General features: G+C 73.4%; 19 protein-coding genes. 14 read left to right on the forward strand and 5 right to left on the reverse strand.

All coding sequences use genetic code 11. The features are described from left to right. The first annotated feature begins 75 nt into the window (after positions 1–75). The 6 genes from BUE44_RS08930 to BUE44_RS08955 all read left to right on the forward strand — a co-directional run bounded on the left by BUE44_RS08930 (position 76) and on the right by BUE44_RS08955 (position 4,829). Positions 76–1,266 (forward strand): citrate synthase/methylcitrate synthase, encoded by a 1,191-nt coding sequence (locus BUE44_RS08930; RefSeq protein WP_073495856.1) that lies wholly within the window; start codon positions 76–78, stop codon positions 1,264–1,266. A 191-nt stretch (positions 1,267–1,457) separates the two neighbouring features. Further along, the gene (locus BUE44_RS08935; RefSeq protein WP_073495858.1) at positions 1,458–2,411 is read left to right on the forward strand and encodes a quinone oxidoreductase family protein; all 954 of its coding nucleotides are present in this window, start codon (positions 1,458–1,460) and stop codon (positions 2,409–2,411) included. Between the two features lie 129 nt (positions 2,412–2,540). After that, a complete protein-coding gene (gene htpX / locus BUE44_RS08940; RefSeq protein ID WP_073495861.1) occupies positions 2,541–3,440 on the forward strand; it encodes a zinc metalloprotease HtpX in 900 nt (299 codons plus the stop codon). Continuing rightward, complete coding sequence (gene pspAB, locus BUE44_RS08945; protein WP_073495864.1) at positions 3,440–3,997, forward strand: PspA-associated protein PspAB; 558 nt, start codon at positions 3,440–3,442, stop codon at positions 3,995–3,997. The genes htpX and pspAB overlap by 1 nt, the downstream gene beginning before the upstream one ends. Positions 3,998–4,137: 140 nt before the next feature. After that, on the forward strand, positions 4,138–4,323 hold the full coding sequence (locus tag BUE44_RS08950; RefSeq protein ID WP_073495866.1) for a hypothetical protein: 186 nt from the start codon (positions 4,138–4,140) through the stop codon (positions 4,321–4,323). A 65-nt stretch (positions 4,324–4,388) separates the two neighbouring features. Then, positions 4,389–4,829, forward strand: a complete 441-nt coding sequence (locus BUE44_RS08955; protein WP_073495868.1) for a nitroreductase family deazaflavin-dependent oxidoreductase — start codon at positions 4,389–4,391, stop codon at positions 4,827–4,829. Between the two features lie 125 nt (positions 4,830–4,954). On the opposite strand, the gene BUE44_RS08960 is transcribed toward BUE44_RS08955, so the two are convergent. The 3 genes from BUE44_RS08960 to BUE44_RS08970 all read right to left on the reverse strand — a co-directional run bounded on the left by BUE44_RS08960 (position 4,955) and on the right by BUE44_RS08970 (position 8,301). Continuing rightward, a complete protein-coding gene (locus BUE44_RS08960; protein ID WP_073495871.1) occupies positions 4,955–6,400 on the reverse strand; it encodes an MFS transporter in 1,446 nt (481 codons plus the stop codon). 50 nt (positions 6,401–6,450) lie between these two features. Next, the gene (locus BUE44_RS08965; RefSeq protein ID WP_073496210.1) at positions 6,451–6,816 is read right to left on the reverse strand and encodes a nuclear transport factor 2 family protein; all 366 of its coding nucleotides are present in this window, start codon (positions 6,814–6,816) and stop codon (positions 6,451–6,453) included. Between the two features lie 96 nt (positions 6,817–6,912). Beyond that, a complete protein-coding gene (locus tag BUE44_RS08970; RefSeq protein WP_235001981.1) occupies positions 6,913–8,301 on the reverse strand; it encodes a hypothetical protein in 1,389 nt (462 codons plus the stop codon). 244 nt (positions 8,302–8,545) lie between these two features. Between BUE44_RS08970 and BUE44_RS08975 the strand changes: the two genes are divergently transcribed. The 6 genes from BUE44_RS08975 (at position 8,546) to BUE44_RS09000 (ending at position 17,908) form a co-directional block, all read left to right on the forward strand. Then, entirely contained in the window at positions 8,546–9,502 is a 957-nt protein-coding gene (locus BUE44_RS08975; protein ID WP_073495873.1) for a hypothetical protein, read from the forward strand. 45 nt (positions 9,503–9,547) lie between these two features. Next, positions 9,548–11,074, forward strand: a complete 1,527-nt coding sequence (locus BUE44_RS08980) for an APC family permease (protein ID WP_073495875.1) — start codon at positions 9,548–9,550, stop codon at positions 11,072–11,074. A 107-nt stretch (positions 11,075–11,181) separates the two neighbouring features. Continuing rightward, positions 11,182–13,149 carry a primary-amine oxidase gene (locus BUE44_RS08985; protein ID WP_073495877.1) on the forward strand — a complete coding sequence of 656 codons (1,968 nt, stop codon included), beginning with the start codon at positions 11,182–11,184 and terminating at the stop codon, positions 13,147–13,149. A 195-nt stretch (positions 13,150–13,344) separates the two neighbouring features. Further along, a complete protein-coding gene (locus tag BUE44_RS08990) occupies positions 13,345–14,460 on the forward strand; it encodes a CaiB/BaiF CoA transferase family protein (RefSeq protein WP_235001989.1) in 1,116 nt (371 codons plus the stop codon). A 2-nt stretch (positions 14,461–14,462) separates the two neighbouring features. Further along, positions 14,463–15,677 carry an acetyl-CoA C-acetyltransferase gene (locus BUE44_RS08995; protein WP_073495882.1) on the forward strand — a complete coding sequence of 405 codons (1,215 nt, stop codon included), beginning with the start codon at positions 14,463–14,465 and terminating at the stop codon, positions 15,675–15,677. Positions 15,678–15,724: 47 nt separating this feature from the next. After that, positions 15,725–17,908, forward strand: a complete 2,184-nt coding sequence (locus BUE44_RS09000; protein ID WP_073495884.1) for a 3-hydroxyacyl-CoA dehydrogenase NAD-binding domain-containing protein — start codon at positions 15,725–15,727, stop codon at positions 17,906–17,908. Here BUE44_RS09000 and BUE44_RS09005 read toward each other — a convergent pair. Continuing rightward, on the reverse strand, positions 17,883–18,746 hold the full coding sequence (locus BUE44_RS09005; protein WP_079189625.1) for a MerR family transcriptional regulator: 864 nt from the start codon (positions 18,744–18,746) through the stop codon (positions 17,883–17,885). The genes BUE44_RS09000 and BUE44_RS09005 overlap by 26 nt on opposite strands. Before the next feature lie 82 nt (positions 18,747–18,828). Here BUE44_RS09005 and BUE44_RS09010 point away from each other — a divergent pair, with 82 nt between their 5' ends. Beyond that, positions 18,829–20,265 (forward strand): M1 family metallopeptidase, encoded by a 1,437-nt coding sequence (locus BUE44_RS09010; RefSeq protein WP_235001982.1) that lies wholly within the window; start codon positions 18,829–18,831, stop codon positions 20,263–20,265. Between the two features lie 54 nt (positions 20,266–20,319). On the opposite strand, the gene BUE44_RS09015 is transcribed toward BUE44_RS09010, so the two are convergent. Then, entirely contained in the window at positions 20,320–21,363 is a 1,044-nt protein-coding gene (locus tag BUE44_RS09015) for a fatty acid desaturase family protein (protein ID WP_073495888.1), read from the reverse strand. Positions 21,364–21,537: 174 nt separating this feature from the next. On the opposite strand from BUE44_RS09015, the gene BUE44_RS09020 reads away from it, so the two are divergent. Then, positions 21,538–22,044, forward strand: coding sequence for a GNAT family N-acetyltransferase (locus BUE44_RS09020; protein ID WP_073495891.1), 507 nt, complete (start codon positions 21,538–21,540; stop codon positions 22,042–22,044). Positions 22,045–22,099 lie beyond the last annotated feature (55 nt).

Consider the following 22,099-nt stretch of genomic DNA (forward strand, 5'->3'; position numbering starts at 1 on the left):
CACGTTGATTAATCAACATTGACAGGCTACCGATCAAGCATGGACAGTCAAGTAAGGAGTCAAGGAGGAGAACCGATGCCCACCACCGCACCCCCCGCCCCCTCGCAGTCCGCCCCGCCGCAGCCGGCGCCGCCCGAAGTCCCGCGCGGCCTCAAGGGCGTGGTCGTCACCGACACCGTGCTCGGCGATGTCCGTGGAGCCGAGGGCTTCTACCACTACCGCGAGTATTCGGCGGTCGAGCTGGCGGCGAGCCGCGGCTTCGAGGACGTGTGGCATCTGATGTTCCACGGCACGCTGCCGACGGCCGAGGAGCGTTCCCGCTTCACCCGGCAGACCGCGGGACTGCGCCGTCTGCCCGCCGCCGTACGGGACGCGTTGCCCGCCGTCGCCCGCGCCACCGGCGGGTCGGGGCCGCTGGCCGGGCTGCGTACGGCCCTGTCGCTGACCGGCGCCGCCGCCGGATTCCGGCCGCTGTACGACCTTGATCCCGAACAGCGGCAGGCCGACGCGCTGGCCGCCTGCGCGGTGGTGCCGACGCTGCTGACAGCGCTGCACCGGCTCGGCCGCGGCCTGGCGCCGATCGAGCCGCGCGACGACCTGCCGTATGCGGCGAACTACCTGTACATGCTGACCGGCGAGGAGCCGGTCCCGGACCGGGCGCGGGCCGTCGAGCAGTATCTGATCTCGACCGTCGACCACGGCTTCAACGCCTCGACCTTCACCTCCCGGGTCATCGCCTCGACCGGCGCGGACCTGGCGGCCTGCCTGGTCGGGGCGATCGGCGCGCTGTCCGGGCCGCTGCACGGCGGGGCGCCGAGCCGCGCGCTGGACACGCTGGACGAGATCGGCACCCCGGACCGCGTCGACCCCTGGCTGCGCGAGCACATCGCGGCCGGCGAGCGGATCATGGGCTTCGGCCACCCCGTCTACCGCACCGAGGACCCGCGCTCCCGGCTGCTCAAGGGGATAGCCCGGGGTATCGGCGGTGACCTCGTCGACTTCGCCGTGCAGGTCGAGGCGCGCGCGGAGGCGCTGCTGGCCGAGCTGAAGCCGGGGCGGGACCTGCACATCAATGTGGAGTTCTACGCCGGCGTGGTGATGGAGCTGTGCGGATTGCCGCGGGAGATGTTCACGCCGACCTTCGCGGCGGCCCGGGTGGTCGGCTGGAGCGCCAACATCCTGGAGCAGGCCGCCGACAGCAAGATCATCCGCCCGTCCGCCCGCTATGTGGGGCCGCCGCCGCCCCGCCCGGTCCCCGCGGTCTGACCGCGGCGCCCGGCGGCACGGGTGGAAGGGGCCGGGTGGAACAGGCGCCGGGTGGAAGAGGTCGGGTGGAAAGGCGAGCGCGGCGCCGGAAAGGCGCGGCACATTGCCACGGCTGGTCTGCATACCGACCAGTCGGTAGTGTGAGACCGTTGCCGGGGACCCGGCACGGACCCACCCCCGGAGGAGCCGGCGTGCGCGCGATCCAGATCACCGAATTCGGCGGACCCGAGGTCCTGCGGGAGACGGAACTGCCCGACCCGGTCGCCGGCGAGGGACAGCTGCTGCTGGACGTCGACTCCGCGGGGGTGAACTACGCCGACACGCACACCGTGGAGAATTCCTACCTCTCCCGCTCGGCGCTGCCCATGGTGCCGGGCGCCGAGGTGGTCGGCCGCACCGCCGACGGCCGCCGGGTCGTCGCCCTCACCGACAACGGGGGATACGCCCAGAAGGCCGCCGTCCAGACGTACCTGGCCCACGAGCTGCCCGACACGGTCACCGACGGGCAGGCGCTCGCGCTGGTCGTCCAGGGCCTCACCGCCTGGCATCTGCTGCGGACGTCGGCGCGGCTGGCGCCCGGTGAGAGCGTCGTGGTGCACGCGGCCGCCGGCGGCACCGGCTCGCTCGCCGTCCAGCTCGCCCGGCAGTTCGGCGCGGGCCGGGTGATCGCGACCGCGTCCTCCCAGGACAAGCGCGACCTGGCGCTGGAGATGGGCGCCGACGTCGCGGTCGACTCCGACCCCGAGGGGCTCACCGAGCGGCTGACCGCGGCAAACGGCGGGCGCAAGGTCGACATCGTGCTGGAGATGACCGGTGGCCCGGTCTTCGACGCCTCGCTCGCGGCCCTGGCCCCCTTCGGCCGGCTGGTCGCGTACGGCATGGCCTCCAGGACCGCCCCCACCCCCGTCCAGCCCGCGCAGCTGATGGGCCGCTCGCGGGCGGTCGTCGGCTTCTGGCTGATGCACTGCCTGGGCCGCCCGGGGATGTACCGCGAGCCGATGGCGGAACTGCTGGCGATGACCGCGGACGGCCGGCTGCGGCCGCGCGTCGGCGGCGTCTACGGCCTGTCGGAGGCGGCCCGGGCGCACGAGGACCTGCGCGCCAGGCGCACAACCGGCAAGCTGGTGCTCGATGTGACCCGATGAGCGGAACCGGACGGGTCGTCCCGGTCGTTGGATCGGTGCAACAGTTGGAGTTGCACACACCATCATGACCAGTGGAGCACGCAGGGCCGCCGCCCGCGACCCGCGCCCCCGCACAGCTCGGGAGGGGCCATGCCACGCAACCGCTTCGCACAGGACCGGGGACTGACGACCCGCATGGTCGTCACGATGTTCCTGATCGGACTGCTCTACGTCGTCTTCGTCGGAGCGCTGCTCGCCCTGCTGCGCGGCGCCTGGCCGATGATCCTGATCATCGCGGGACTGCTCTTCGTCGTCCAGTTCTGGTTCAGCGACCGCATCGCCGCCTTCAGCATGGGCGCCCGCGAGGTCACCCCCGAGCAGCAGCCGGAGCTGCACGGCGTCGTCGACCGGATCTGCGCGCTCGCCGACCTGCCCAAACCGAAGGTCGCCGTCGCCCAGTCCGACGTGCCCAACGCGTTCGCGACCGGCCGCAACCACAAGAACACGGTGGTGTGCGTGACCACCGGGCTGCTGCGCCGGCTGGAGCCCGAGGAGCTGGAGGGCGTCGTCGCCCATGAGCTGTCCCACGTCGCCCACAAGGACGTCGCCGTGATGACGATCGCCTCCTTCCTCGGCATCCTGGCCGGCGTCATCACCAGGATCGGCCTGTGGGGCGGCTTCCGGCGCAGCCGCGACCCCGGCACCGCCGCGCTGTTCATCCTGGTGCCGCTGGTCAGCGCGGTGGTCTACGCGATCAGCTTCCTGCTCACCCGGATGCTGTCGCGCTACCGCGAGCTGTCCGCCGACCGCAGCGCCGCCCTGCTGACCGGCCGCCCCTCCGCGCTGGCCTCCGCCCTCACCAAGGTCAGCGGCGAGCTGGCCGCGATCCCCACCAAGGACCTGCGCGCGGCCGAGCCCTTCAACGCGTTCTACTTCGCCCCGGCACTCACCACCAGCCCGACCGTCTCCAAGCTGCTCGCCACCCACCCCAGCCTCGAGCAGCGGCTGGCCCAGCTGGCCGCGATCACCGTCGAGCTGGACCACCGCTGATGGGCCTGCTCGATGTGCTGCTCGGCCGCAGCAAACCGGTCCGGCCCGACCTCGACCAGCTCTTCGGCCTGTCCTCGGCCGCCATCACCCTCCAGGCCGCGAGCGAGCTGCGCCCGACAGGGTCGGGCTCGGTGTGCTTCGCCGCCGTCGAGGGCGGCGCGTTCGCCGAGATCCAGCAGGACCTGCGCAGCCTGCTGTCGGTCGAGGCGAGCCGCGACAGCTACGGCTACACCTGGCTCCGGTCACGGCACGACCCCAGCGAGGTCACCGACCTCGTCACCGACCTGCACGCCGTCAATTCCGCGTTGGAGTCCGGCGGTTTCGGACCGCAGCTGCTGTGCTCGCTGGTCGGCTTCGAGGACCCGCAGGGGCACCGCGTCGCCCTGGTCTACCTCTACAAGCGCGGGTCGTTCTACCCCTTCGCCCCGCTGCCCGGGGAGAAGCGCGACCACGCGCTGGAGCTCCAGGTCAGGGCCCTGGTCGCCGACGACCTGCGGCTGGAGGCCGACCTCTCGCGCTGGTTCCCGGTCTGGGGCGCGCCCGGCATGGCCGGGTGAGGGGGGCGCGGTAGCGGCGGCGGAATCGAACCGGCGTGCGTCGAAAGGCGGTTGCCGGGCAGGAGGTCGGTGACGGACGCCACCGGCGTCCGCGGCCCGACCGCCGCCCGCACGGGCGGCCTTCGCCGAGGAGAATGCGCATGCTGGCAGCCGTGGGCGCCGTAATTTTCGCGATCGCTTATCTGATCAACGTCACGAGCACCGACACCGACGCGGCCTTCACGCCGATAAGCCTGATGATCGCCGGGTTGTTCTTCGTGGCCCTGCACTTCGCCGGAGTCGGCTCCGGCTGGTCGTACCCCACCAGACGGCGGCGCCGTCGCTGAGCAGGGACCGGGCGCGATCTACAGTGGGGGAGCGTAGCCGACAACACCCCCCAGGAGGCATACGGATGACTGTCTACGACCCCGCCGACGTGAAGAGCAGCAGCGAGTCGTGGGTGGCGGATCAGGCCAGGCGGTACGAGGAGTCCAACGGCACCGAGGGCACCGACATGAAGGGCGCGCCCTGCCTGCTGCTCGACTACCAGGGCTACCGGACCGGGGAGTGGCGCCGCACGGTGCTGATCTACGGCCGGGACGGCGAGGACTTCCTGGTCGTGGCGTCCAAGGGCGGCGCCCCCGAGCACCCGCAGTGGTTCCGCGGCCTGCTCGCGTACCCCGAGGTCCACGTGCGGGTGCTCGGTGAGCGGTTCACCGCCAGGGCCGAGCCGCTGACACCCGAGGAGAAGAGCGAGGTCTGGGCGGACCTGGTCGAGATCTGGCCGCCCTACGCCGACTACCAGAAGAGCACCGACCGCGAGATCCCCGTTGTCCGCCTCACCCGCGTCTGACAGCGCGCCTCCCCTCGGCGCGTAGGTCCCGGGGGACCGGGGGGAATCCCGGACCGGGCCGCGGCACTGTGCACACGTAAGGGGCGCCCATCCAGTAATGGGCGCCCCTTACGCTTGCGTGTCAGTCACCTCCCGGCCTTCGGCCGGCGGACGGTCAGCGCCGCCAGCACCAGTTCGAGGGCCAGCAGGAAGGCCAGGCCGAGCCCGAAGGCGTGCGGGTAGCGGTCCGTCGCCCCGTCCCCCACGGAGCCGTAGAAGACGATGCCGATCAGCGCGATCCCCAGCGCGCCGCTGACCTGCTGGATCGTCGCCACCACCCCGGAGGCCGCGCCCACCAGTGGAGCGGGGACCGTGTCGAGCGCGTCATGGGTGAGCGGGGCGATCACCATGCCCATTCCCACGCCGTCGAGGAAGAGCCCGGGCACCAGTTCCCCCAGGCCGCCGGTGGTGCCCGACGCGTGAACGGCCGCCCACAGCGCCCCCAGACCCACGGCCATGATCAGCGCGCCGGCCGGGACCGTACGGCGTCCCAGGCGTTCGGCGATCCGGTGCGCCGCGGTCGAGGTGAGCAGGTAGCCGCCGCCGATCGCCAGGAAGACCACGCCCGAGGCCAGCGCGTCCAGCCCGCGTCCCGCCTGCAAATACAGCGCGAGAATCAGGAAGAAGGACCCCTGCCCGGTCCAGAAGACCAGCTGCGCCAGCGCCCCCGCGCGGAAACCGCGCTGCCGGAAGAGCGCGAGGTCGAGCACCGGGTCGCCGCCCGCCGCGCCCAGCCGCCGCTGGTGCGCCACGAAGACCGCGAAGAGCACCGCGGAGCCCGCCAGGCACAGCCACGTCCACACCGGCCAGCCCAGCGACCTGCCCTGGATCAGCGGCAGCACCAGGGCGACGACCGCCGCGGTGGAAAGTGCCACGCCCGTGCTGTCCAGCCGCGGCCGCCGCGGCGCCCGCGACTCGCGCAGGGCCCGCGGGGTCGCGGCCAGCGCGGCCAGCCCGACCGGCAGGTTGATCAGGAAGCATGCCCGCCAGCCCAGACCCAGCAGGTCCGCCTTGATCAACAGGCCGCCGATCAGCTGCCCGAAGACCGCTCCGACACCCATCGTCAGCCCGTACATGCTGAACGCGCGGGCCTGCGCCCGGCCCGTCCACCCGGTCTGCAGGATCGCCAGCACCTGGGGGCCCATCAGGGCCGCGGACAGCCCCTGCAACACCCGTGCCGCCACCAGTGTCCCGGCGGACGGCGCGAGACCGCAGGCCGCCGAAGTCGCCGTGAACAGCGCGAGCCCCACCGCGAACACCCGGCGGCGGCCGAAGACGTCACCCAGCCGGCCCGCGGTGACCAGGCCGGTGGCCACGGCCAGACCGAAGCCGGCCACCACCCACTGGATCGCCGCGGAACCGGCCCGCAGATCGCTCTGCACCGCGGGTATCGCCACGTTGACGATGAAGAGGTCCAGCGAGGTCATGAAGGTGGCGGCCAGCAGGACCAGCAGGCCGAGAGCGGACCGCCCGGCGTCCGGAGCTGCGCTCCGTGGCGCGGACGGGGAGAGCGTGGAAGAGGCCGAGGCCATGGCGGAACTCCTGTCGCGAGGGTCGGAGGGGGCTGGGGGCGGCCCGCCGGTCAGGCGGCGGCCGGCACCTTGTCGAGGAATCCGAGGACGCGCCGCACGAGCCCGTCGTCGCCGGTGGTGACCACGTCGAAGCCGACGACCAGCGACTCGCCGCCGGCCGGCCCCAGCTCCCAGGTGAAGCGGGCGATGCCGTGGTGCGCGTCGACCGGGCCGAGGGTGAAGACCAGGCCGGTGAACTGCGCCTGCACCGCGGCGATGACCGCGTCGAGCGCGTCAGGTCCCGTGACGTCGGCCAGCGGGTCGGTGTAGCGGGCGTCGGCCGCGAAGACCGCGTCGATCCCGCGCCGCCTGGCGGCCGGGTCGGTCTCGTTCCACACCGCGATGTACTGCTCGACCAGCTGCTGGATGTCGCTCATGACTGTCGTCTCCCTGCTGTCGCCGGCGCCGGGTTGCGCCGTCTCCTTGCAGGTCACGAAGTTACGGAGCCGGTCGAGCGGGGGAATCGGTCATCGTTAGGTAAGGGCCGGCCTGTCCCGCGAGCCGTCCCGGTCCAGACACGCCTTGAGCGCGTCGAGCGCGGCCGCCAGCCGCGGTGAACCGCACTGCCTGGACAGCCGGGCGGCCTCCCGGCCCAGCGCCAGCGCGCGGTCCCGGTCCCCGGCGCGGGCATGGGCCTCGGCGGCGCGGGCGCAATAGAGGCTGCGGTCGCGGACGAAGGACGGCTCCAGGTCGTCGAGCGCCCGGTCGAGCAGCGGTGCCGCCTCGGCCGCGCGGCCGAGCGCCAGCAGGCAGAGCCCGTGCTGCGCCGTCAGTTCCGCGCCGTCCAGCCAGTACAGCCACGGCGGTCCCGGGTCCGCGCCCGCCGCCGCCAGTTGCCGCTCCGCCTCCGCCGCGGCCCGCAGGCAGGCGCCCTCCGCGCCGGCCGCCGCGTGCGCCCTGGCCAGCCGGGAGGCGGCGAGCGCGCGGACCGGGGGCGGAGCGCCGCCCGCCGCCCGTACCGCCGCCTCCGCGGCGGCCACCGCGTCCCCCGGCCGCTCCGCGATCACCGACTGGAGCGCGAGGCCGCCCCAGACCGCGACCGCCAGCGGCCGGTCGCCCGCGCTGTGCGCGAGCCGCAGAGCCGTCAGGTAGTGCCGCTGGGCGGCCCCGTGGCGCCCGGAGTCGGTGGCGGCCCAGCCGCCGAGCTGCGCGAGATCCGCGGCGACCCGTAGCAGCCGCCGCTCCGCGCCCCGCCCGCCGGGCCCGGGCACCTCGCGCCGCAGCAGGCCGCCGACCAGCCGCAGGTCGGCGTCCACCCGGTGCCGTACGGCCGCGCCGCCGAGCCGGTCGTCCAGCTGCCGCAGACCGGTCACACCGGACTCCAGCCAGTCCAGCACCGGCTCGTCGACGCTGTACGACCCCGCGGTGGCCTGCGCCGGGACCCGCTCGCGGCCCGCCGCACCGCGGTGCCTGGCGTCCTCCGCGCCGGCCGCGTCCCAGTCGGCGATCGCGTCGAGCAGCCCCTGCCCGTCGGCGATCGGGAAGCCGCGGGGGTCGGCCGCCGCGTCGTCCAGGACCGACGCCAGCGCGGTCAGGCTGCCCTGGGTGGTCCACGGCAGCCCGTCGGGCATGCCGCCGTGCGCGGGCAGCCAGCGCGGCCACGGGCGCGCGTCGACCTCGCGCGCCGGTATGCCCAGCGCGCGGGCCAGCGCGCGCTGGCTGTCGGCCTCGGGGACGACGCCCCAGTGCTCCCAGCGCCACACCTTCTCCCGGCGGGCGGCCATCGGCACGCCGAGCGCCCGCGCGTGCTCGGCGATCACCCGGGCCACGTCCTGGTAGCTCCAGCCGTGTCTGCGCCGTACGTAGGCCAGCGGATGTGTCGACGCGGCGGAATCCTCGCGTGCCACGTTTGTGCCGTCCATTCACCGGTCCCTGCCGCGCCGCCCACGCCGGCGCCACTTCGTAGCGGAATCGCCTATTCGAATACCAGTCCGGCGATCGTCCCCGCAGCGGATCACGCAAATCCGCGGTCTGCACGTTCCAAACCGACGCCACCCTACGGGACTACAGCGAGACAACAGGTCCGGACTTGTCCCCGACGGCCGCCAACCGATTGGCTGTTGGCGATCACATGACGTAACGCGCGCCGTGGAGGGCTGCCCGCGGATGACCCCACCGCCGCCACCCTTCCGCTTCTCGCGTGGCAAGGACGACGTGGCATTCGATACCGCCCTCGGCGACGAGGAGCTGGTCGCCGTTCGCGCTGCCCTGGTACAGGGCCGTTGGACGGAGGTCCGCGCGCTGCTGGCGCGTACCGGAGACGACTGGGACCTGCGCGGCCACCGGCTGGTCGTCCTGGGTGAGGGCCGCTCGGCCGCCACCTGGGCCGACGAGTGGCGGCTCGCGGAGCCCGAGAGCGCCGACGCCGCCGCTCTGTACGCCACCGCCGCGGTCTTCCGTGCCGCGGCCGGCCGGCAGAGCCCCGAGTCGGCCCGCGACGCCTGCCTGCGCGCGGCCCGGATGACGCCCGCCGACCCCTCGCCGTGGCTCGGCCTGCTCATCCTGGCCCGGCACACCGGCAGCGACGACGAGCAGGTCCGCGCCTTCGACCAGGTCCGCGGCCGGCACCGCGGCCACCACCACGGGCACTACCTGATGACCCGCTGCCTGGCCGAGCGTCAGAAGACCGACGGCGACGACCCCTTCCACGAGGTGTACGAATTCGCCGAGTGGGCCGCGGACGAGGCCGGCCCGGGCTCACCGCTGGGCGCGCTACCGCTGGTCGCCCTCGTCGAGCGCTACCACGCGCTGGCCGCCGCGGGCGCGCTGCCCGCCGACCCGGGACGGCTGGCGTACTGGACCAGCCCGCGGGCCAGGGCGAACCTGCGCAGCGCCTTCGACTGGTGGCTGGACTGGGACGGCCGCAGCCACCCGCGGCTGCTGCTGGACCTCAACCACCTGGCCTTCGTGCACGTCCACGCGGGCGACATGGTGGCCGCCGCCGCACTGTTCAACCGCATCGGTCGTGACGCGACCCGCGTCCCCTGGTCGTACTTCGACCGCGACCCCAAGAAGTCGTTCCGTGCCGCGCGCAACGCCGCGCTCGGTTTCGGTACCTCGTAGGCCCCGCTCCCTCAGGCACCACCCCACGGAAGGACCCACACAGCCATGCTGACGGGCAGTACGACCGGCATCAGCACGTTCAAGGGAGAGCAGCGCGCGCTGCGCGCGGATCGGATCGGCGCGCCGGCCCTGCTGCTCTCGGTTCTCGCGGCCACCGCCCCGCTGCTGGTGGTGGCGGGCGTCATCCCGACCACCTTCGCCACCATGGGCATCGTCGGGGTGCCGTTGTTGTTCGTCATCGTGGGCGCCGTGCTGATCCTCTTCAGCTTCGGTTACGCCGAGATGAGCCGGCACGTGCACAATGCCGGTGCCCTGTACGCCTACATATCCCGCGGCCTCGGCGGCACGGTCGGCGCCGGCGCGTCCTATGTGGCGCTGTTCGCCTACAGCCTCATGCAGTGCGGCAGCTACGGCCTCTTCGGCTTCGAGATCTCCAGCCAGATCGCCCAGCACTGGCAGCACAACGTCGCCTGGTGGATCCCGGCGCTCGGCGGTGTCGCGATCACCGCGGTCTTCGGCGCCCTGAAGATCGACCTCAACGCCAAGACCCTCGGTGTGCTGCTGCTCATCGAGACCACGATGATCGTCGTCCTGGACATCGGCTTCCTCGGCGACCCGGGCACGCAGGGCGTCTCGGTACACGCCTTCAACCCCAGCACCCTCAGCGGCGCGGGCCTGGGCACCGCGCTGTGCTTCACCATCGCCGGCTTCCTCGGCTTCGAGCAGGCCCCGGTCTACGCCGAGGAGACCAGCGACCCGCAGCGGGTGGTGTCCAAGGTGATGTTCCTGGCCGTCGGCTTCGCCACCGTCTTCTTCGCCTTGAGCGCGTGGGCGATCACGGTCGCCACCGGCCCCTCGGGCGTCATCGCCGGGGCGCAGAAGGAGGGCCCGAACCTGATCTTCGCGCTCAGCCAGGACCGGCTCGGCACCGCCTTCACCGACGTCCTCAACGTCTTCTTCATCACCGGGATCTTCGCCTGCATGCTCAGCTTCCACAACGTGGTGGCCCGCTACGCCTTCGCCATGGGCCGCGACGGGCTGCTGCCCGCGGCGGTCGGCCGCACCTCGAAGACCAGCGGCGCCCCGGCCATCGGCTCGTTCCTGCAGTCCGCCGTCGCGCTGGTGGTCGTCATCGTCTTCGCCGTCACCGACGACAAGCCGGTGGGCGACCCGACGGCGCCGGTGCTGCGGCTGTTCACCTGGGCGGGCAACGTCGGCGCGCTCGGCGTGGTGCTGCTGATGTGCACCGCGGCGGTGGCGGTGATCGCCTTCTTCGTCAAGCGCGGCGCCGCCCGCGTCCAGGGGTGGCGGCTGGTCACCTCCGGGCTCGCGGCGCTCGCGCTCGGGACGATCTTCGTCTACTCGGTGAAGGACTTCTCGGTACTGCTGGGCGCCAACCCCGGCTACGGGCTGCGCTGGACGCTGCCCGGCATCATCGCGCTGGCCGCCGTCATCGGGCTGGTCTGCGGTCAGGTGCTGCGCGTCAGGAAGCCCGAGGTGCACGCCAGGATCGGCCAGGGCAACGAGGCCTTCCAGCTGGAGAAGGCGGCCTCCGCGGCCGAGTCCGCCTGACCGTCAGGTCACGGCTCGCAGGCAGTGGCCCGCCCCGCCCGCCCCGGGCGCGGCGGGCCGCTGCCTTTCCCCAGCCCCACCCGCCCATTTCGCCGTCAGGACACGCCATGACCTGCTGCTCAACGGACGCCGAGACCGCACCCGCCGCCGCCCCGCACCCGCTGGACCCGCTGACCGCCGCCGAGATCGACGCCGCCCGCGCGGCCCTCGAAGCCGAGGGCAAGGTCACCGAGGCCACCCGCTTCCCGCTGGTGCTGCCCGACGAGCCCGACCGGCACGCGGTGCTCGCGCACCGCCCCGGCGACGCCGTGACCCGCCGGATCCGGATCACCCTGCTGGACTCCGGCACCGGCCGGGCGGCCGAGGCGCTGGTGGACGTCACCGACACCACCGCGGGCGTGCTGCTGTCCTACCGCGACCTCGACCCGGCGGCGGACGGCCAGCCGCCGCTGCTGTTCGAGGAGTACGAGACCTGCGACGAGATCGTCAAGGCCGACACCGGCTGGCGCAAGGCGATGGCGGAACGCGGCGTCACCGACCTCTCGCTGGCCATCGCGGCCCCGCTGGCGGCGGGCAACTTCGGCATCGCCTCGGAGACCGGCCGGCGGATGCTGCGGTCGCTGACCTTCCTGCGCTGCAACGCCAGTGACAACCCGTTCGCCCACCCGGTCGGCGGCCTCGTCGCCGAGGTCGACCTGACCGCCCGCCGGGTGGTGCGGCTGATCGACACCGGCGCCGTACCCGTACCCGCCGAATGCGGGCGCTACGACGCCGAGACGACAGGGGCCGCCCGCACCGACCTGCGCCCGCTGGAGATCACCCAGCCGGACGGGCCGTCCTTCGCCCTGGATGGGCCGGTGCTGCGCTGGCAGAACTGGCGGCTGCGACTGGACTTCAACGCCCGCGAAGGCCTGGTGCTGCACGAGATCACCCACCGCGACGGCGACCGCGACCGGCCGGTGCTGCACCGCGCCTCGATCGCCGAGATGGCCGTGCCGTACGCAGAGCCCGACCCGGCGCGCAACTGGGTCTGCTACCTGGACGCCGGCGAGTACCTGCTCGGCAGGAACGCCAACGCCCTGCGGCTGGGCTGCGACTGCCTCGGCGAGATCGCCTACGTCGACGCGGTCCTCGCCGACGACCTCGGCCGCCCCGAGACGCTGCACAACGCGATCTGCATCCACGAGGAGGACATCGGCCTGCTCTGGAAGCACACCGACATCTTCGACGACTTCGCGGTGGACTCCCGCCGTGCGCGCCGCCTGGTGATCTCCTACATCGCCACCCTCGGCAACTACGACTACGGCTTCTACTGGTATCTCCACCAGGACGGCACGATCGCCTTCGAGGCCAAGGCCACCGGCCTGCTGCAGACCTCCGCCGGGCAGCCCGGCGCCGGGTCGCCGTACGCCACCGAGATCGCCCCCGGCCTGCTCGCGCCCTTCCACCAGCACCTCTTCTGCGCCCGCCTCGACGTGACCGTGGACGGCCCGGGGAACACGGTCGAGGAGGTCGACGTGGTCCGGCTGCCAACCGGCCCCGGCAACCCCAACGGCAACGCCTTCACCGCCAAGGCCACGCCGGTCGCCGACAGCGGCGAGGCCGGGCGGGTGGCCGACCCGTCGGTCAGCCGGCGCTGGCGGATCGTCAACCCGGGCGTGCGCAACCGGATGGGCGCCCCGGTCGCCTACACCCTCGTACCGGACACCGGACCGCTGCTGCTCGCGCAGCCGGGCTCGCCGGTCGCCGAGCGGGTCGCGTACGCCACCAGGCACCTGTGGGTGACCCGCTACCGGCCCGAGCGGCACTACCCGGACGGCGACTACCCCAACCAGCACGCGGGCGGCGAGGGCGTGACCGCGTGGTCGCGGCCCGGCGAGGCGCTGGAGGACACCGACCTGACGGTGTGGCACTCCTTCGGGCCGACCCATCTGCCGCGCCTGGAGGACTGGCCGGTGATGCCGGTGGACGTCTGCGGCTTCAGCCTGCGGCCGACCGGCTTCTTCGACCGCAACCCGGCGCTGGACCTGCCGAAGGAGACCGGCGACGGATCCGGCGGACACTGCCACGTCTGAGCGCACACCGCCACGCCAGGACCGCCGCACCAGGCGCGGGGCGCGGCGATGTACGGCGGCGGGCGGCGACACCTAAGCGGTTGCTCAGCCGGGGCCTTGCGGAAACTGGAACACGTTCCTACCATCACAGGTGTGACATCACCAGTGTCAAACCGGCCGCCGCAGGCCCCGGCCGCACCCGGCCCGCTGGCCGGTGTGCGGGTGGTCGAACTGGCCGGGATCGGTCCGGGACCCTTCGCGGCGATGCTGCTCGCGGACCTCGGCGCCGACGTCGTACGCGTCGACCGGCCGGGCGCCCCGGCGCTCGGCATCGACCCGGCCACCGACCTCACCAACCGCAACAAGCGGTCCGTGCTGGTCGACCTCAAGTCGCCGCACGGCCCCGCCACCGTGCTCGACCTGGTGGAGCGCGCCGACCTGCTCATCGAGGGCTACCGCCCCGGCGTCGCGGAACGCCTCGGCGTCGGCCCGCGCGAGTGCCTGGACCGCAACCCGCGGCTGGTCTACGGCCGGATGACCGGCTGGGGCCAGGAAGGGCCGCTGGCCGCGACGGCCGGGCACGACATCGGCTACATCGCGATCACCGGCGCGCTGGGCCTGGCGGGACCGGCGGACGGCGACCCGGCAGCCCCCGCCAACCTGCTCGGCGACTACGCGGGCGGCTCGCTCTACCTGGTCACCGGCCTGCTCGCGGCACTTCACCACGCCCGCGAGCACGGCAGAGGCCAGGTCGTGGACGCCGCCATCGTGGACGGCACCGCCCACCTGGGCACGATGCTGCACGGCATGCTCGCCGCCGGCACCTGGCAGGACCGCCGCGCCGGCAACCTCCTCGACGGCGGCGCCCCGTTCTACGGCGTCTACCCGACCGCCGGCGGCGGCCACATGGCCGTCGGCGCCCTGGAGCAGCGCTTCTACGACACCTTCGCCGAGCTGCTCGGCCTGACCGCGGACCAGGCCGCGCTGCGCGACGACCCGGCCCGCTGGCCGGAGTTGCGCGCCGCCGTCGCCGCCCGCTTCCTGACCCGTACCCGGGAGGAGTGGACCGCGGTCTTCACCGGCACCGACGCCTGCGCGGCGCCCGTACTGTCGCTGACCGAGGCGCCGCTGCACCCGCACCTGGCCGCCCGCGGCACCTTCACCGAGGCGTACGGCACCACCCAGCCGGCCCCCGCGCCCCGCTTCTCCGCGACACCCGCCGCGCTGCGCCGCCCGCCCGCGCTGCCGGGCGCGCACACTGCGGAGGTGGCCCGCGACTGGGACACGCCCGCCCTGACCGACCCCGCCGCCAGCCCGCACAGAAAGGTATGACGTTGAGCACCGACGCCTACGTCTACGACGCCGTCCGCACCCCGCGAGGGCGCGGAAAGGCCAACGGATCCCTGCACGGCACCAAGCCGATCGACCTGGTCGTCGGCCTCATCCACGAGCTGCGCGACCGCTACCCGAACCTCGACCCGGCCGCGATCGACGACATCGTGCTCGGCGTGGTCAGCCCGATCGGCGACCAGGGCTCCGACATCGCCCGTATCGCGGCGGTCGCCGCCGGCCTGCCCGACACGGTGGCCGGCGTCCAGGCGAACCGCTTCTGCGCCTCGGGCCTCGAAGCGGTCAACATGGCGGCGGCCAAGGTGCGCTCCGGCTGGGAGGACCTGGTGCTGGCCGGCGGGGTCGAGTCGATGTCCCGCGTGGCGATGGGCACCGACGGCGGCGCCTGGGCCATGGACCCGATGACCAGCTTCGCGACCGGGTTCGCCCCGCAGGGCATCGGCGCCGACCTCATCGCCACCATCGGCGGCTACTCCCGGCACGACGTGGACAGCTACGCGGCCCTGTCGCAGGAGCGCGCCGCCGAGGCCTGGAAGGACGGCCGCTTCGCCCGCTCGGTGGTGCCGGTACGGGACCGCAACGGCCTCGTGGTGCTCGACCACGACGAGCACCTGCGCCCCGGCACCACCCCCGAGTCGCTGGCCTCGCTCAAGCCGTCCTTCGCCGACATCGGCGACCTCGGAGGTTTCGACGCGGTCGCGCTGCAGAAATACCACTGGGTCGAGAAGATCGACCATGTCCACCACGCGGGGAATTCCTCCGGCATCGTGGACGGCGCCGCCCTGGTGGCGATCGGCAGCCGGGAGATCGGCGAGCGCTACGGCCTGGTCCCGCGCGCCCGTATCGTCTCCGCGGCCGTCTCCGGCTCCGAGCCGACCATCATGCTCACCGGCCCGGCCCCCGCCAGCCGCAAGGCGCTCGCCAAGGCCGGACTGACCATCGACGACATCGACCTCATCGAGATGAACGAGGCCTTCGCCGCCGTCGTGCTGCGCTTCGCCGCGGACATGGGCGTCGGCCTGGACAAGGTCAACGTCAACGGCGGCGCCATCGCCATGGGCCACCCGCTCGGCGCCACCGGCGCGATGCTGCTCGGCACCCTCGTCGACGAGCTGGAGCGCCGCGACCTGCGCCGCGGGCTCGTCACCCTCTGCGTCGGCGGCGGCATGGGCGTCGCCACCGTCGTCGAACGCGTCTGACCCGCCCTGCCCCCGCCCCGACCCGCCGCAAACGGAGCCAACCCGACATGAGCGAGCCCACCACCATCCGCTGGGAGCAGGACGCGGACGGCGTCGTCACCCTCGTCCTCGACGACCCCGCGCAGTCGGCCAACACCATGAACGCCGCCTTCACCGAATCCCTCGACGCCGTGGTCGACCGGCTGGAAGCCGGCATCGACGACATCCGCGGTGTCGTCGTCACCTCCGCGAAGAAGACCTTCTTCGCCGGCGGCGACCTCCGCGACCTGATCCGCGCCACCCCCGAGGACGCCGAGCAGGTCTTCGCCGGCACCCTGCGCATCAAGCGCCTGCTGCGCCGCCTGGAGACCCTCGGCAAGCCCGTCGTCGCCGCCATCAACGGCGCGGCACTGGGCGGCGGCTACGAGATCGCGCTGGCCTGCCACCACCGGATCGCCCTCGACACGCCGGGCACCAAGATCGGCCTGCCCGAGGTCACCCTCGGCCTGCTGCCCGGCGGCGGCGGTGTCGTCAGGACCGTACGGCTGCTCGGCATCGCCGACGCCCTGCTCAAGGTGCTGCTCCAGGGCACCCAGTACTCGGCGCCGCGCGCCCTGGCCGCGGGCCTGATCCACGAGGTCGCCGCCGACCGCGACGCCATGCTCGCCGCCGCCCGCGCCTTCATCGACGCCAACCCCGAGTCCCGGCAGCCCTGGGACGTCCCCGGCTACAAGATCCCCGGCGGCACCCCGAAGACACCCGCCTTCGCCGCCAACCTTCCGGCCTTCCCCGCCAACCTGAGCAAGCAGCTGGCGGGAGCCCCCTACCCGGCGCCGCGCAACATCCTGGCGGCCGCCGTCGAGGGTTCCCAGGTGGACTTCGAGAACGCCTCGGTGATCGAGGCGCGCTACTTCACCGAGCTTGCCTGCGGCCCGATCTCGAAGAACATGATCCAGGCCTTCTTCTTCGACATGCAGGCCGTCAACTCCGGCGCCGGCCGCCCAGCGGGCGTACCGGCCCGCCAGGTCACCCGGGTGGCGGTGCTCGGCGCCGGCATGATGGGCGCGGGCATCGCCTACTCCTGCGCCAGGGCCGGCATCGACGTCGTACTCAAGGACGTCACCCTGGAGGCCGCGGAGCGCGGCAAGGCCTACTCCGCGAGGCTGCTGGACAAGGCGCTCGCCAAGGGGCGTACGACCGCCGAGAAGCGGGAGGCGCTGCTGGCCAGGATCACCCCCACCGCCGAGCCCGCGGACCTGGCCGGCTGCGACGCGGTCATCGAGGCGGTCTTCGAGGACGCCGCGCTCAAGCACAAGGTCTTCCAGGAGATCGAGGACATCGTGGCGCCTGACGCGCTGCTGTGCTCCAACACCTCCACGCTGCCCATCTCGGAGCTCGCGGAAGGCGTCGGCCGCGCCGCGGACTTCATCGGCCTGCACTTCTTCTCACCGGTCGACCGGATGCCGCTGGTGGAGATCATCAAGGGCGAGCGGACCGGCGAGGAGGCGCTGGCCCGTGCCTTCGACCTGGTGCGGCAGATCCGCAAGACACCGATCGTGGTGAACGACTCGCGCGGCTTCTTCACCTCCCGGGTGATCAGCAACTTCATCAACGAGGGCGTCGCGATGATCGCCGAGGGCGTCCCGGCCGCCTCCGTCGAGCAGGCGGCCGCACAGGCCGGCTACCCGGCCAAGGTGCTGTCGCTGCTCGACGAGCTGACCCTGACGCTGTTCGTCCGGATCAGCCGGGAGACCCGCGCCGCGGTCGAGGCGGCCGGCGGCGACTGGAGCGCGCACCCGGCCGAGGCGGTCATCGACCGGATGGTCGAGGAGTTCGGCCGCACCGGCCGCAGCGGCGGCGCCGGCTTCTACGACTACGCCGACGGCCGCAGGACCGGCCTGTGGCCGGGGCTGGCCGAGCACTTCGGCAAGAAGGACGTCGAGATCCCCTTCGCCGACCTGAAGGAGCGGATGCTCTTCTCCGAGTCGCTCGACAGCGTGCGGCTGCTGGAGGAGGGCGTGCTCACCTCGGTCGCCGACGCCAACGTCGGCTCGGTGCTCGGCATCGGCTTCCCCGCCTGGACCGGCGGCGTCCTGCAGTACGTCAACGGCTACCCGGGCGGCGTCGCCGGCTTCACCGCCAGGGCGCGGGAACTGGCCGCGGCATACGGCGAGCGCTTCAACCCGCCGGCGCTGCTGGTGGCCATGGCCGAACGCGGCGAGACCTTCACCGACCGCAGGGCCGCCGGCTGACACCTGGGCCCCTTCCCGGCGCCCCGCCGGGAAGGGGCCCACACGGGCCGCTGCCCGCCTCCCGCGGTCGGGTCAGGGCTTGCTCCGCGGCGGGCGCCGGCCAGGCCCACAGCTGCTCGTTCAGCGACCGCTGGAAGGTCGTCACCAGCGCCTGCACCACCAGCGGCTGCATCTGCGCCGACAGCGACCGCATCGCGGCGTCCGGTTCGGACTCCCGCACCGGCTCCCACACCGACTCGCGGAAGATCCGGCTGATCGCCGACGCGGCCGCCCGCGCGTGCCGCTGCATCGCCTCCCTGGCCGCGACGATCGCCTCCAGCGGTATCGGCATGTCGAGCAGCCGCATCCCCAGGTGCAGGGTGCCCGGGTCGACCACGAAGACATCAGGGTCCGCGGTCGGCTGAAGGACGTTCATCGCCGCGAGCCGCTCCACGTCGGCGTCGCCGAGCGGGCGGCCCGCCCGCTGCTCCAGCTGCTCCCGGCCGACCCGCGCGCTGCCCCCGGGCAGCCAGGACGCCACCAGCGCCCGGTGGATCGCCAGGTCGTGCTCGCTGATCGACTCGGGCAGCTGCGCCAGGTAGCGCTCGATCGCCGCCAGCGTCAGGCCCTGCTGCTGCAGCTCCTCGATCAGCGCCAGCCGGGCCAGATGCCGGCCGCCGTACCGCCCTACCCGGCGCGGCCCGATCTCGGGCGGCGGCAGCAGGCCGCGGGCGCTGTAGAAGCGGACGGTGCGTACGGTCACCCCGGCGCGGGCGGCCAGCTCGTCGATGGTCAGGGCGGTCTGCGGCACCGCAACAGTATCGCTGTGCCACCGGCGCTGTGAAAGACGCCGCCGCATCGCTGCCACCGGCCGGCCACGGAAGACGCCACAGTCCCCCGCCACCCGCGGGCGTCCCTCCCCACCTCGTACGCTGGCGCCCGTGCCCCTGCGCAGAACCGCCCCGCGCGCCCTCCCGCACGCCGCCCGGCGGCCGCTCTCGGCCTGCCTCGCCGGCGCCGCGCTGGCCTGCCTGCTGTCCTGCTCCGGCGGCGGCACACCGTCCGCCGGCGCCCCCGGCCTGGGCGACCGGCTCTTCCCCGCGGCGGGCAACGGCGGCTACGACGTCACGCACTACGGGCTCGACCTGTCCTACGACCCCGGCTCCGGGCGGCTGTCCGGCACCGCGCTGATCACCGCCACCGCGACCCGGGACCTCAGCAGCTTCGACCTCGACCTCGCCGGCCTGACCGTCAGCCGCGTCGGCGTCGACGGGCGCACGGCCCGCGCCACCCGCTCCGGCACCGAGCTGACCGTCCGGCCCGCCCGTACATTGCGGCGGGGAGCCCGCTTCGAGACCACCGTGGCCTACGCGGGAGTACCCCGGCTTGTCACCGACCCCGACGGCTCGCACGAGGGCTGGTTCCGTACCGACGACGGCGCCCTGGCGCTCGGCGAACCCGTCGGGTCGATGGCCTGGTTCCCCGGCGACGACCACCCGTCGGACAAGGCCGCCTTCGACCTGACCATGTCGGTACCCGACGGGCTGACCGCGGTGTCCAACGGCGAGCTCGCCGGCACACGTACCGCCGGGGGACGCACCGCCTTCCACTGGCACAGTGCCGCGCCCATGGCCACGTATCTGGCCACCGTCGGCATCGGGCACTACACCGTCACCCGCTCCCGCACCCCGGGCGGGGTGGCGCTGTACACCGCGGTGGACCCGCGCTCCGACGACCCGCGGACCGCGGCCGCGCTGCGCCGATTGCCGCAGATCGTGGACTGGGAGAGCGGCCTCTTCGGCAGCTACCCCTTCGGCTCCGCCGGCGCCGTCGTGGACCACCTGCCGTCCGGGCAGGTCGGCTACGCGCTGGAGACCCAGAACCGCCCGGTCTTCCCCGGCGACGGCGACGGCCCCGCGGTGGCCGTGCCGACGCTCGTGCACGAGCTGTCGCACCAGTGGTTCGGCGACTCCGTCACCCCGAGCAGCTGGCAGGACATGTGGCTCAACGAGGGCTTCGCGACCTACGCGACATGGCTCTGGGAGGAGCGCGAGGACGGCGTTCCCGTCTCCCGCAGTGCGGCCGCCGCCTTCGCCGACCCGGCGGCGTGGGCCTTCCCGCCCGCCGCGCCGCCCACGGCCGCCGACGTCTCCGCGCGGCCCGTCTACGACCGAGGCGCCCTGGTCCTCTACCAGCTCCACCAGGCCCTCGGGGACGCTGCGTTCGCGAAACTGCTGCGCGGCTGGCCCGCCGCCCATTTCCACGGCAACGCCTCCACCGCCGACTTCACCGCCTATTGCGCCGGGCTGACCACCCGCGACCTGAAGCCGCTCTTCGCGACCTGGCTGTACGGGACCGCCGAACCCGCCCGGCTGTGAGCCCGGTGCGCCTTCCGGTCGGCTGCGCGCCCGCCGTCGCGGCCGGCCTCGCGGTCAGCGCAGCGGAGCGCCGACCGCGTGCATGTGGCCGAGCGCCTGCGCATAGGAGTCGTACAGCCCCGTCTCGGTGTACGGGACGCCGACGCGGGCGCAATGGGCGCGCACCAGCGGGCGCGCGAGCCGCAGGTGCGGGCGGGGCAGGCTCGGGAAGAGGTGGTGCTCTATCTGGTAGTTGAGCCCGCCGAGGAGAAAGTCCACCACCGGGTTGCCGCGTACATTGCGCGAGGTCAGCACCTGGCGCCGCAGATGCCCCCAGCGCGCACCTTCCTCCGGCATCTCCATGCCCTTGTGGTTCGGGGCGAAGGCGCAGCCCAGGTGCAGCCCGAACAGCGCGTGGTGCAGGGCGGCGAAGGCGATGGCCTGCGGCAGCGGGAGCGCGGTCAGCAGCAGCGCCGCGTAACCCGCCAGATGCGCCACCAGCAGCGAGCCCTCGATCAGCCGCCCCCTGCGGTCGAGCCGGCGCAGGTCCTGGAAGCTGGCCACCTTCAGCGCCAGCCCTTCGAGCAGCAGCATCGGGAAGAACAGCCGCGCCTGATGCCGGGTCAGGAAGCGGGCGAAGCCCTGCCTTTCGACGGCCTGCGCCCGCGTCCACACCAGCGCGCCCACCTCCACGTCCGGGTCCTTGCCCACGTGGTTGGGATTCGCGTGGTGCCTGTTGTGCTTGTCGGCCCACCAGGCCGCGCCCATACCCAGCAGCAGATTGCCGTGGAAAAGCGCGAGGGTCCGGTTCGTACGGCGGCCCGCGGCTATCTGCTGGTGCCCGGCGTCATGCCCGACGAAGCCGCTGCGCGCCGACAGCACCGCGGCCGGCAGCGCGAGCGCCAGCACCCACCACGACCCGGTGCCGCCGACCAGCGCCACGGCGGTCCACACCGCGGCCATCGCCAGCAGGTTCACCGCGATCGACGTCACGTAGTGCCCCCGCCGGCGCCGCAGCAACCCGGCCTCCCGCACCGCGCGCAGCAGCGGGGTGAATTCGCTGGACCCGGCGTCGGGGACCCGCTCGGGAGGTTCGACGGTGGTCAGAACGGTCGGCATGGACGCTCCTCGGTTGACGGGCGGTGTCCGGCATGACGACCCGGCCGGGCCGTACTGCGACGCTACGAACCACCGCCCGTCGCGGACCATGGCGCCATCACCCGGCTCACCGGGGTGCCAGACCCCCCGAAAACCGGGGGATATCCCCACCCGACTGCTGCCAGGATGGACCGCATGACCACGGACGATCTCTGCACGGCCGACTGGACGGCCGCGCCCCTACCAGTGTCGCACCCCGACTCGGTCACGCTGATCCGCCGGTATTACGCCGAGTTGATCACCCGTTACCACGGCCGGCCGGCCGATGACGCGGAAGTCTCCGAGGTGATCACGCGGGAGCCGAGCGACGACCTGGTGCCGCCCACCGGCATCTTCGTCGTCGCCAGGATCGGCGGCGCCGCGGTGGGCTGCCTGGGCGTGCGGGTGCTGACCGCCGACATGGCGGAGCTGACCCGGATGTACGTCGGCCCCGAGGCCCGCAGGCGCGGCGTGGCGGGCGGCCTGATCGCCGCCGCCGAGGGCTTCGCCCGCGACACCTTCGGCGCCGAGCGGCTGCGCCTGGACACCCGTGCGGACCTGGTGGAGGCCCGTGCGCTCTACGCCCGGCACGGCTACCGCGAGATCGAGCGGTACAACGACAGCCCGTACGCCGACCACTGGTTCGAGAAGGCGCTTGCCTGACCGCCGGCCGACCCGCGGCCGCCTTGCCGCATACGGGCGCCCGGCGGCGTCTACG

The organism is Actinacidiphila paucisporea (genome assembly GCF_900142575.1).
Taxonomy (GTDB): domain Bacteria; phylum Actinomycetota; class Actinomycetes; order Streptomycetales; family Streptomycetaceae; genus Actinacidiphila; species Actinacidiphila paucisporea.

What these genes read in the sequence shown, in the direction of transcription:
- BUE44_RS08930 (WP_073495856.1), top strand. Translation starts at nt 76, where the DNA reads ATGCCCACCACCGCACCCCCCGCCCCCTCGCAGTCCGCCCCGCCGCAG.
- htpX (WP_073495861.1), top strand. Translation starts at nt 2,541, where the DNA reads ATGCCACGCAACCGCTTCGCACAGGACCGGGGACTGACGACCCGCATG.
- pspAB (WP_073495864.1), top strand. Translation starts at nt 3,440, where the DNA reads ATGGGCCTGCTCGATGTGCTGCTCGGCCGCAGCAAACCGGTCCGGCCC.
- BUE44_RS08950 (WP_073495866.1), top strand. Translation starts at nt 4,138, where the DNA reads ATGCTGGCAGCCGTGGGCGCCGTAATTTTCGCGATCGCTTATCTGATC.
- BUE44_RS08955 (WP_073495868.1), top strand. Translation starts at nt 4,389, where the DNA reads ATGACTGTCTACGACCCCGCCGACGTGAAGAGCAGCAGCGAGTCGTGG.
- BUE44_RS08960 (WP_073495871.1), bottom strand. Translation starts at nt 6,400, where the DNA reads ATGGCCTCGGCCTCTTCCACGCTCTCCCCGTCCGCGCCACGGAGCGCA.
- BUE44_RS08965 (WP_073496210.1), bottom strand. Translation starts at nt 6,816, where the DNA reads ATGAGCGACATCCAGCAGCTGGTCGAGCAGTACATCGCGGTGTGGAAC.
- BUE44_RS08970 (WP_235001981.1), bottom strand. Translation starts at nt 8,301, where the DNA reads ATGGACGGCACAAACGTGGCACGCGAGGATTCCGCCGCGTCGACACAT.
- BUE44_RS08975 (WP_073495873.1), top strand. Translation starts at nt 8,546, where the DNA reads ATGACCCCACCGCCGCCACCCTTCCGCTTCTCGCGTGGCAAGGACGAC.
- BUE44_RS08980 (WP_073495875.1), top strand. Translation starts at nt 9,548, where the DNA reads ATGCTGACGGGCAGTACGACCGGCATCAGCACGTTCAAGGGAGAGCAG.
- BUE44_RS08985 (WP_073495877.1), top strand. Translation starts at nt 11,182, where the DNA reads ATGACCTGCTGCTCAACGGACGCCGAGACCGCACCCGCCGCCGCCCCG.
- BUE44_RS09000 (WP_073495884.1), top strand. Translation starts at nt 15,725, where the DNA reads ATGAGCGAGCCCACCACCATCCGCTGGGAGCAGGACGCGGACGGCGTC.
- BUE44_RS09005 (WP_079189625.1), bottom strand. Translation starts at nt 18,746, where the DNA reads ATGCGGCGGCGTCTTTCACAGCGCCGGTGGCACAGCGATACTGTTGCG.
- BUE44_RS09015 (WP_073495888.1), bottom strand. Translation starts at nt 21,363, where the DNA reads ATGCCGACCGTTCTGACCACCGTCGAACCTCCCGAGCGGGTCCCCGAC.
- BUE44_RS09020 (WP_073495891.1), top strand. Translation starts at nt 21,538, where the DNA reads ATGACCACGGACGATCTCTGCACGGCCGACTGGACGGCCGCGCCCCTA.